Origin of the sequence: uncultured Cetobacterium sp. (assembly GCF_947039425.1) — a bacterium.
Lineage (GTDB): Bacteria > Fusobacteriota > Fusobacteriia > Fusobacteriales > Fusobacteriaceae > Cetobacterium_A.
On record NZ_CAMQYW010000047.1, the window covers coordinates 1 to 10,326 of the forward strand.

A 10,326-nucleotide genomic window follows, 5' to 3' on the forward strand; every position below is an offset into this window, starting at 1 on the left:
AGAATATATGATTTTGATAGAGAAGTCAATGGGAAAAAAAGAGAGTTACATTTAAAAAAGGCGATGGATGTAATTAATTTTGGACAAGAGGTATTTATAAGTGAAGATAAATTTAGAAAAAAAAATGAAGAAAAAAATATAATAAAAGAATCTTTAATAAAAAGTGAATATTTTTCTGTAGATAAATTTATTATTAATGGCAAATATAATGACCAGTTATATAAAAATTTTAGGATATATTCAATACTGGAGGGCACAGGAAAGCTTATATGTGAAGAAAAAGAGTATAAAATAATAAAAGGGGATACATATTTTATACCGGCTAATAAAAGTGTTGAGATAATAGGAAGTGTTGAAATAATAAAGAGCTATATTTAAGGGAGGAAAAGATGTCTAATACAATAATAACATTACTAAAAATAGTATTACAAGGGGATATACATATAGAGGAGATTGCAAAATATATAAATTTAGATTTAAACTCTATAGATAGAAACATACATTTATTAAATGAGTATTTAAAAGAGAAAGGATTAAAACAGGTGATTAGACATCATAATATATATAGTTTGGAGTATTCCACAGGTGAGATAAAAGATTTTTTTTCTCAATTAGATATATTATCTTCAAAGGAAAGAAGAGATATATTTGCCATAAGATTTTTGATATATGGCTATATAAATTTAGAGAAAGAAAGACAAAGAATAGGTGTTTCTAGAACAACAGCAATTAAAGATTTTAAAATAGTAAAAGAAGAGCTTGAAGAAAAAGGAATATTATTAGAATCAAAAAATTCTAAAGGTATATTTTTAATAGAAGATGACAATGAAGAGATTAGAAAAATACTCTGTGAAAAGATATTAAAGCTTTATCTAGAGAGAGATTTTTTATCTGTTCAAAGAAAAGAACTTTTTGATGAACTTAATATAGTGAATGAAGAGTATTATATGGAGCTTTATAAAGATATTATAGAAAAAATTGATGGACAATCTTCTGTTTTTTCTTTTTATTCTATTTGTTCTATGGGGGTTGTTGAAAAGTGGAAAGGAGATAATATAAGCTATGATAGTTTTACTATAGGAATTGAAAAAGATAAATTTATAGAAATTGAAAAATATTTAAATGATTATTCAGATAAAATTTCAGAAAATTTTAGAAAATTTTTAGCTACAGTTTTTTATAAAGTGAAGTATTATAGAACTTATGATGTTGTAAAATCAAAAATGTTTGATACTTTTTATAAAGAAATTCGTAAAACATTTGCAATTCAAGATGATATTAGTGAAAAACTTTATGAAAACTTAAAAGTATATTTTGTAAGAGGACTTGTTAAGAAAAAATATGGTTTCTTTTCAGTTAGAAAAACTCCTACATCTAAAAATATGAATATAATAATTAAAAAAGTAAGTAGAATACTTAAAATGTTGGAAATAGAAATGATATATTCTGATGAAGTAGGTGTTGCAGAATGTTTAATAGATTTTTTCTTAGAAGAAGAGTTACAAAACAAATTATCAATAATGGCTTTTGTAAAAGATTATAGTATTGATTATGTCAAAAAGATTTTAAAAAGTTTTTTGCAGTGTCATCCTAATTTAGAGATAACAGTAGAACCATATTTATATTATAAATTTAAAAATAAAGTAGAATTAAAGAAATATGAGTTTATTTTATCAGATACAGAAATTTTAACAACCTTGAATTTTAAAAGACTAGAGATGTTTAGTATAGGTGAACTAGAATTGCTATTAGAAGAATATGTACTTGAAAAAAGAGTAGAGAATTTGAGTACACTATAATATGTTTTTTTTGAAACGGTAAAATACAAAAAAAGTATATATACACTAGTTCTAGAAAATGGTATTCTATCTTTGACAAATCCTTTTCTCTAATATATTCCCCCTAAATATATATATTGAGAAAATATAAATTGAAAAGAACTCCACCCCCCCGGAGTTCTTTTCTTTTTTTGTATAGTTAAGTATATATAAAAAAAGATGCCTCAAAGAGACATCTTTTGATAGAAATAATGAGTGGTAGTTCATTAAAAATTTATTTATTTGATATTGATTCAACACCAGGAAGTTTTTTTCCTTCTAAATATTCAAGAGAAGCTCCTCCACCTGTTGAAATATGAGAAAACTTATCAGCAAATCCTAAAGAGATAGCAGCAGCAGCAGAATCTCCTCCACCAATAATAGTTGTCGCATTAGTTAAATTAGCAATAGCTTCACAAACTCCAATAGTTCCTTTAGCGTAATTAGCCATTTCAAAGACACCCATAGGACCATTCCATACAACAGTTTTAGCAGAAGCAAGTTCTTTTGTGAATAAGGCTACAGTTTCAGGTCCAATATCAAGTCCCATTTCATCATTAGGAATAGAATCAACAGAAACAACTGAGTGTGGTGCATCATTAGAAAACTCTTTAGAAACAACAGTGTCTATTGGTAAAATTATTTTCCCATTAGATTTTTCTAAAAGAGATTTTGCAAGCTCAACTTTGTCTTCTTCAACTAATGATTTTCCAGTGTTTTTTCCTAAAGCTTTAAAGAATGTAAACATCATAGCTCCACCAATAAGAATTTTATCAGCTTTAACAAGAAGATTTTCAATAACACCAATTTTATCAGAAACTTTTGCACCACCTAAAATAGCTATTAAAGGTCTTTCTGGTGCATCAACTGCTCCGCCAATAAATTTAATTTCTTTTTCCATCAAAAAACCAGCAGCAGTATTTCCTTCACCTATATTTGACGCTATTCCAACATTTGAAGCATGAGCTCTATGAGCTGTACCAAATGCATCATTGATAAATAGATCTCCTAAAGAAGCCCAGTATTTTCCTAATTCAGGGTCATTTTTTGATTCTTTTTTACCTTCTAAATCTTCAAATCTAGTATTTTGGAACATCATAATTTCTCCATCTTTTAAATTAGCAACAGCAGCTTCTAATTCAGTTCCTCTAGTTGCATTTATAAAAGTTACAGGTTTTCCTAATAGCTCAGATAATCTAGCAGCAATAGGTGCCATACTTTTACTTTCTAAATCAGAACTATCTTTAACTTTTCCAAGATGAGAGAAAGCAATAACTCTTCCCCCTTTATCAAGAACATGTTTGATTGTAGGTAAGGCAGAAATTATTCTATTTTCGTCAGTTATTTTTCCATCTTTCATAGGAACATTAAAATCAACTCTCATTAAAACTTTTTTTCCATTAACATGTAAATCAGTTACTATTTTTTTTGCCATTTTTTAATCCTCCAATAAATTAAAATATTTTTAAAAAAAAGCGGAACTTATAGTTCCGCTATTCTATTTATTCTTTTTTCTGTATTTCAATTATTTAGACATTTGTACAAAGTACTTTAATGTTCTTATTAATTGAGCAGTATATGACATCTCATTATCATACCAAGAAACAGTTTTAACTAATTGTTTATCTCCAACAGTCATTACTTTAGTTTGAGTAGCATCAAATAATGATCCAAACTCTATACCAATGATATCAGAAGATACTAATGGCTCTTCAGTATAACCGAAAGATTCGTTAGCAACAGCAGCCATTGCAGCATTAACCTCTTCTACTGTAACTTTTTTATCTAAAACAGTGATTAATTCAGTTAAAGATCCAGTAATTACAGGAACTCTTTGAGCAGCACCGTCTAATTTACCTGCTAATGAAGGGATTACTAATCCAATAGCTTTAGCAGCACCAGTTGTATTAGGAACAATACTTGCAGCAGCAGCTCTAGCTCTTCTTAAATCTCCTTTAGGATGAGGACCATCTAATGTATTTTGGTCATTTGTATATGCATGAATTGTAGTCATTAATCCCTCAACAATTCCATAATTATCATTTAAAACTTTAGCCATTGGTGCTAAACAGTTAGTAGTACAAGAAGCACCAGAAATTACTGTTTCAGAACCATCTAAAATATTGTGATTTACATTATAAACAACAGTTTTAATATCTCCTGTTGCAGGTGCAGAAATAACTACTTTTTTAGCTCCAGCTTCTAAGTGAAGTCCAGCTTTTTCTTGAGAAGTAAAGAAGCCAGTACACTCAAGAACAACATCTACATTAAGTTCTTTCCATGGTAAGTTTTTAGGATCTCTATCTGCTAAAACTTTGATTTCTTTTCCATTTACAGAGAATCCACCCTCGATAACTTCAATAGTTCCATTGAATCTACCTTGTGCTGAATCATATTTAAATAAGTGTGCAAGAGTTTTTGCATCTGTTAAATCGTTTATTGCTACTACTTCAAATTCAGGGTTATTAACCATTACTCTTAGTGCTAATCTACCAATTCTTCCGAATCCATTAATCGCTACTTTAACTGCCATGTGGAAACCTCCTAAAAAATTTATATTTTGTTTTTAAATTTCATATATTTTTAATTTACTTCTACTTTATTAGATACTGAAAAAGTAGAAATATTCCTTTAGAAAATGATTTATTTATTTTCTATAAGTTAATGATATATTATCTTGTTCGATTTGTCAATTTATAGTGAGGAACTAAAATTAATCTTTTTATGATTACTTTTTCATTAAAATTAAAGTATTGACAAAAGAATGGTTTAGTTGTAGTGTTAAAAAATAAAGATCAGAGGTGATTAAAATGAATATTTTTGAAAAAAAATCGATAGATCTAGAAAGTTCTATAAATATTTGTAAAAAAGCTATAGAAATAGCAGAAAATTATGGATATAAAATTTCAGTAACAATAACAGATGAAAGTGGCTTAGTAAAATGTCAGTTAAGAGGAGATGGAGCAAGTTATATAACCATAGAAAGTTCTTTAAAAAAAGCTTTTACATCAGGAGCATTAAAGATACCAACAGTGAAAATGGTAGATATTTTAAAAGAGAATCCAGCTCTTGAACAATTTTCAAAAATTACAGAAAATACTATTATTTATGGTGGTGGATATCCCATAAAAGACGTAGATGAATATGTTGGTGCCATTGGGATTAGTGGAGCTCCAGGAGGACATTTAGATCATAAACTTTGTGAAGAAACTTTAAAATTTTTTCAAATAATATAAATACTTTAAAAGTATACCATGATACAATATAGATGTATTTTATTATGAGGAGAGTATTATGGAGATATTATTACAACAAATTGCAGATTTTTTTCTAAGTTTAGGATATTTAGGAATTTTTATAATGATGACATTAGAAGCATCTTTTATCCCATTTCCTTCTGAATTAGCCCTACTACCTGCTGGATATTTAATAGGCCAGGGAGAAATGAATACATTCATAGTTTTAATAGTTGGAACAATGGGCTGTATAGTTGGATCCTCTATTAATTATTTTTTAGGTGCTTTTTTGGGTAGAGAATTAATTCTTAAACATGGAAAATATTTATTTTTAAATAATGAAAAATTTAAAAAAATGGAAAATTTATTTAAAAAAAAGGGAGATTTTATAGTTTTTTTTGGTAGATTTATTCCGGTGATAAGGCAATATATATCTTTCCCACCAGGAATTGTAAAAATGAATTATTTTAAATTTATAACTTATACAGGAATAGCATCAGGAATATATGTTTCAATATTAGTATTTATTGGATACTATTGCCAAGGTCATAAAGAATTAATAAATAATTTAATGGGTAGATTTAAAATTTTGATATTAATAATTGTAATTTTAGTAGGAATATATTTTATAATAAAAAAAGGTCTAAGAAATGAAACTTAGACCTTATTTTTATTTAGTTTTGTTAAGGATCTCTCTAAAGTCCTTAGGTAAGGGTGCTTCTACTTTGATTTTTTCACCACTATCAACATTTGTAAAAATAAGTTTAAATGCATGTAACATTTGTCTTTCAGCTCTTAAATCTCCACCGTCATATAGATCATCTCCCAATATAGGATGACCATTTAAAGACATATGAGCACGAATTTGATGAGTTCTTCCAGTGAAAAGTTCTAATTCAATAAGAGTTAAATTTTCATTTGGAAATCTTTCTAAAACTTTCATATGAGTTTTAGCTGTTTGTCCACCTTCTTCAACACTCATTTCTTTACGTCTTAAATCTTCTCCCTCTTTTCCAATAGGTATTTCAATAGTCATTTCATCTTCTGAAACGATTCCTTTAACAATAGCTTGGTAATGTTTCGATATTCTTTCTTTATCAGCTTGTAAAAATGCCTGAGTAAATGCATTTTTAGCTACAACAATAAGACCAGTTGTATTCATATCTAATCTATTGAAAAATCTTGGTGGCTGGATTTTTCCAGTTTGTTCCTGTAAATAGTAAATGACACCATTAGCTAAGGTTATATCAGTTTTTTTAGTAGTAGGATGGACAACTAAATTTGATTCTTTATCAATAATAAGTAGGTTTTTATCTTCATAAATTACACTTAAATTCATTTGAATAGGTTTAATTCCAACTTCTTTATCTTTTTCTTTAACAAGAAGCTTTGCATTTTTTTTAACTAGTTTTGTAGTTTTAACTCTTTTTCCATTAAGATAAACTTCAACATTTCTAATTCCTCTTCCTGAGTATCCCTTTTCTTTTAAATATAAAGAAATTTTCATATTATGAAATTCAGGTTCAATAGTAAATTTTTTCATTTTATTCCTTTCTAATAAATAAGTTTTATTTATATTTTATAACGTAAATTAGAATTTTACAATAATTAGATTTTTTTTGAAAAATTAATAAAAACATTCTGTAAAAAAATATACTTTTCTTTTGAAAAAATGTATTAATGTGATAGAATATGTTCTAAATAAAGGTAAATATGTTGTGGGAATAATAGGAGGGGAAGATGAAGCAAAGTGCTAAAATATTAGGATTGATGAGTTTAATATTAGGATTGTCAGCATGTAGTGTATTAGAGCCTAAAGATGGAGAATATGAACTAACATTAGTACATGTAAATGATATACATGGAAGAGTCAAAGAGGGAAAGTATGACGGGGTAGGTTTAGCAAGAGTAGCTACAATAGCCAAAGCTTTAAAACAAGATAAAAATAATGGTAATGTTTTACTTTTAGATGCAGGAGATACCCTTCACGGGACAACTTTCGCAACATTAACAAAAGGGGAATCAATGGTGGAAGTCCTAAATGCTTCTGGATTTGATTATATGACTTTAGGAAATCATGATTTTAACTATGGAACAGAAAGGTTAAAGGAGTTAATATCTCTTGGGAAATATAAAACATTAGCAGCTAATGTAATAGATAAAAGAACAGGAAGCCCCTTAGCAACAAGTTATGATATAAAAAAAATAGATGGTAAAAAAGTTGGTTTTTTTGGATTATCAACACCAGAAACATACTATAAAACAAATCCTAAAAATGTAGAGAATATAAAATTTGTAGACCCTATAAAAACAGCAAAGCAAATTGTTTCAGAAATGAAAAAAAAGGGAGTTAAATTTATAGTTGTAATAACACACTTAGGAGAAGATTCTAGTACTGAAAAGAGATATCAGAGTATTGGTCTTGCTGAAGCAGTTCCAGGAATAGATTTAATAATAGATGGACATAGTCACACTGAATTAGCAGAAAAAAAAGTGGTAAATGGAGTAACGATTGTTCAAACTGGAGAATATGCAAAAAATGTAGGAGTAGTAAAAGTTGATTTAGATAAATTAAAAAATAAAAATGAAGCAATAGATTATACGTTATATACAAAAGATATAATATTAAAAGGAGATAATCCAGTTCAAGAAGATATTTTAGTAAAATCTAAAATAGATGAAATTTCTAAAAAACAAGAGATGATAACAAGTGTAAAAGTGGGAGAATCTTCAGTGTTATTACAAGGAAATAGAGCTTTTGTAAGAACAGGAGAAACAAATTTATCTCAATTAATTACAGACTCAATGATTTGGAAAACAGGTGCAGATGTTGCAATAACAAATGGTGGAGGAATAAGAGCATCGATTAATCCAGGAGAAGTAACAGTGGGAGATGTTATATCAGTACTTCCTTTTGGAAATTATGTTATAACAAAAGAGATAACAGGAGAAAATTTACAAAAAGCTATTGAACATGGATTAAGATCATATCCAGAATCTTTAGGAGGAATGGCTCAAATAGCAGGAATGACAGTAAAATTTAATATTAAAAATCCAGAATATAGAAGAGTTTTAGAAATTAAAATTGGAGCTGAAAGATTAGATCCTACAAAAAAATATATAATAGCAACAAATGATTTTATGGCGGCTGGTGGAGATGGGTATTCTAGTTTAAGTAAAGGAAAAGAAGTAGGGCATTTTGGAGGTTTAGATGAAGTTCTTATTGAATATATACAAAAAGAAGGGATACAAAATAGAGAAAAAATTAAACCTAGATTAATACCAATAAAATAAAGGGGAAGATATGACGAAAGAATTATTAAGAAAAAATTGTATAATTGGATTTTTGGGATTGGGACTGATACTTGCTGTAGTTGATGCGAACAAACCAGAACCTAAGGAATTTTCAGGAGTTGGAGAGGGATATAATGGACAAATGACAATTAATATAAAAGTTAAATCTAAAAAAGACTCTTTTAAAATTTTAGGAGTTAAAGTGAAACATATAGATACTCCACCGATAGCAGATCCAGCTATAGAAAAATTAAAAGGACAAACAATTATTAAGCAAAATTCTGAAATAGATGGTGTAAGTGGAGCAACATATACATCTAATGGATATAAAGAAGGATTAAAAAATGCAATAGAAAATATTAAATTTTAAAAAAGGCTGAATTTTTAATTTCAGCCTTTTTAGTTTGTTATTTATTCATTTTTTTTAAAGAAATAGCACTTACAATTAAGTTAATTCCACAGAATAAAATATACCAAGCTACTGCAAGGAATAAAAATTGTTGTGAAAATATAGGTAAGAACAGAAGCAAAACACCAAATAATAAATCAATAAGTCCAGATCCTAAATTATGAGAATATAATGTAGGAAAAGCTTTTTTATGAGATATTACATTTACTAGGATAAATATACCTTTGATAATTAAGAATATCCCTGCATATAAAATCATATAAATTTGTGAAATAAATGGTGTAAAGAAAAGAGAAATAGCTAATAAAATTTCAATAGCTCCTAAAAAGATAGATAAAGCCCAATGAAATCCAGCTACATCAGTAAACTTAATACCTTTTACAAAATTATTAAAACCATTAACTAAAAAGAAAAAAGCTAAAATATAAACTAAGTAAACAGAAAAAACCAAAGGATTAATAAGACCTAGTATTCCAATAATAGAGTAAAGAATACCTGTAAAAATTAAAGCTGTTGAAACTTTTTGGTTAAAATTTTGAAAAATAGTATTATTCATAAATATCATCCCCTTATTATAGATTATAAATAATAATATTACTTTAGAACATTAAAGTCAAGAGGTATGTATTAAAAAAACCCATTTTAAAAATAATGTTTTAAAATAGGTTTAGATTTTAAATTAATATGCTGGGAATATTTGAACTTCCACTCTTCTATTACGAGATCTCCCAGAAACTGTAGAGTTACTAGCAATAGGTCTGTCAGGACCATATCCCATAGTTGATATTCTACTCATGGGAACTCCTTGTCTTACTAAAAAGTTTGCTACACTTTCGGCTCTTTTAAAAGAAAGATCCATATTGTAGTTATATGTACCAGTATTATCAGTATGTCCACTGATTTGTATTCTAGTTTCAGGGTATTGTTTTAAAACTGAAGCAATATCACTTAATGGACCATAGAAGCTTCTTCCTATAATGTACCCATTTGTAGGGAAAGTAACGCCTCCAGGTAAATTAAGATTAATATAGTTTCCTTCATCTGATACAGTGACATCAGTATTTTTTAGTCTATTTCTAAGCTCTTGTGTTTGATGATCTTTATAAGCTCCCCAACCTAATCCAGCAAGGGCACCAACGCCAGCTCCAATTAAAGTTCCTTTTGTATCTTGACCAATAACTTGTCCAAGTAAAGCACCTAAAGCTGCACCACCTGCAGTCCCTGTTCCTGTTCTACTAGGAGCATATGGATCAGCAGCAGTACAAGCTCCAAAAAGAGTTCCAGATAAGAGAATAGTGCATAAAACTTTTTTATTTTTCATAAATCCCTCCTTATATAATGGTAATTTTATCATGAAAGATTATAATTATAAAGAATTATTCAAGTATTAAAATTTTAATCCTTTAAAAAAAAATTAAAAAATTAAAAAAGTTTATTGACAAAAAATATATGCGGTGCTATAATAATCTTGTGTTGAGGGACAACAGTTCAAAACAACACGAAATAAAATAACCTTCGGAATATAGCGCAGTCAGGTAGCGCACCTGCCTTGGGAGCAGGGGGCCGCAAG

Annotated in this window: 10 protein-coding genes and 1 pseudogene; 6 read left to right on the plus strand and 5 right to left on the minus strand. The window is 28.1% G+C overall.

The window, feature by feature from the left end; all coding sequences use genetic code 11:
• Together Q0V09_RS04315 and Q0V09_RS04320 are read left to right on the plus strand one after the other, a co-directional pair.
• Nucleotides 1–378: pseudogene (locus Q0V09_RS04315) on the plus strand (class I mannose-6-phosphate isomerase); the annotation flags it as partial.
• 11 nt (nucleotides 379–389) lie between these two features.
• Nucleotides 390–1,799 (plus strand): hypothetical protein, encoded by a 1,410-nt coding sequence (locus tag Q0V09_RS04320; protein WP_297406050.1) that lies wholly within the window; start codon nucleotides 390–392, stop codon nucleotides 1,797–1,799.
• A 253-nt stretch (nucleotides 1,800–2,052) separates the two neighbouring features.
• Here Q0V09_RS04320 and pgk read toward each other — a convergent pair whose 3' ends face one another.
• Nucleotides 2,053–3,252 (minus strand): phosphoglycerate kinase, encoded by a 1,200-nt coding sequence (gene pgk, locus Q0V09_RS04325; protein ID WP_297406049.1) that lies wholly within the window; start codon nucleotides 3,250–3,252, stop codon nucleotides 2,053–2,055.
• A gap of 90 nt (nucleotides 3,253–3,342) precedes the next feature.
• Entirely contained in the window at nucleotides 3,343–4,350 is a 1,008-nt protein-coding gene (gene gap, locus Q0V09_RS04330; protein ID WP_297406048.1) for a type I glyceraldehyde-3-phosphate dehydrogenase, read from the minus strand.
• A gap of 277 nt (nucleotides 4,351–4,627) precedes the next feature.
• Between gap and Q0V09_RS04335 the strand changes: the two genes are divergently transcribed.
• Together Q0V09_RS04335 and Q0V09_RS04340 are read left to right on the plus strand one after the other, a co-directional pair.
• Nucleotides 4,628–5,053, plus strand: coding sequence for a heme-binding protein (locus Q0V09_RS04335; RefSeq protein WP_297406047.1), 426 nt, complete (start codon nucleotides 4,628–4,630; stop codon nucleotides 5,051–5,053).
• A 58-nt stretch (nucleotides 5,054–5,111) separates the two neighbouring features.
• On the plus strand, nucleotides 5,112–5,714 hold the full coding sequence (locus Q0V09_RS04340) for a DedA family protein (protein WP_297487331.1): 603 nt from the start codon (nucleotides 5,112–5,114) through the stop codon (nucleotides 5,712–5,714).
• 9 nt (nucleotides 5,715–5,723) lie between these two features.
• Here the strand turns inward: Q0V09_RS04340 and Q0V09_RS04345 are convergent, their stop codons facing one another.
• A complete protein-coding gene (locus Q0V09_RS04345) occupies nucleotides 5,724–6,596 on the minus strand; it encodes an RluA family pseudouridine synthase (RefSeq protein WP_297406045.1) in 873 nt (290 codons plus the stop codon).
• Between the two features lie 197 nt (nucleotides 6,597–6,793).
• On the opposite strand from Q0V09_RS04345, the gene Q0V09_RS04350 reads away from it, so the two are divergent.
• Both Q0V09_RS04350 and Q0V09_RS04355 read left to right on the plus strand, forming a co-directional pair.
• Complete coding sequence (locus Q0V09_RS04350; protein ID WP_297406044.1) at nucleotides 6,794–8,347, plus strand: bifunctional UDP-sugar hydrolase/5'-nucleotidase; 1,554 nt, start codon at nucleotides 6,794–6,796, stop codon at nucleotides 8,345–8,347.
• A gap of 10 nt (nucleotides 8,348–8,357) precedes the next feature.
• The gene (locus Q0V09_RS04355) at nucleotides 8,358–8,717 is read left to right on the plus strand and encodes an FMN-binding protein (RefSeq protein ID WP_297406043.1); all 360 of its coding nucleotides are present in this window, start codon (nucleotides 8,358–8,360) and stop codon (nucleotides 8,715–8,717) included.
• A gap of 37 nt (nucleotides 8,718–8,754) precedes the next feature.
• Here the strand turns inward: Q0V09_RS04355 and Q0V09_RS04360 are convergent, their stop codons facing one another.
• Together Q0V09_RS04360 and Q0V09_RS04365 are read right to left on the minus strand one after the other, a co-directional pair.
• Nucleotides 8,755–9,312, minus strand: a complete 558-nt coding sequence (locus Q0V09_RS04360) for an HdeD family acid-resistance protein (protein WP_297406042.1) — start codon at nucleotides 9,310–9,312, stop codon at nucleotides 8,755–8,757.
• Nucleotides 9,313–9,435: 123 nt separating this feature from the next.
• A complete protein-coding gene (locus Q0V09_RS04365; RefSeq protein WP_297487333.1) occupies nucleotides 9,436–10,077 on the minus strand; it encodes an OmpA family protein in 642 nt (213 codons plus the stop codon).
• Between the last annotated feature and the right edge of the window lie 249 nt (nucleotides 10,078–10,326).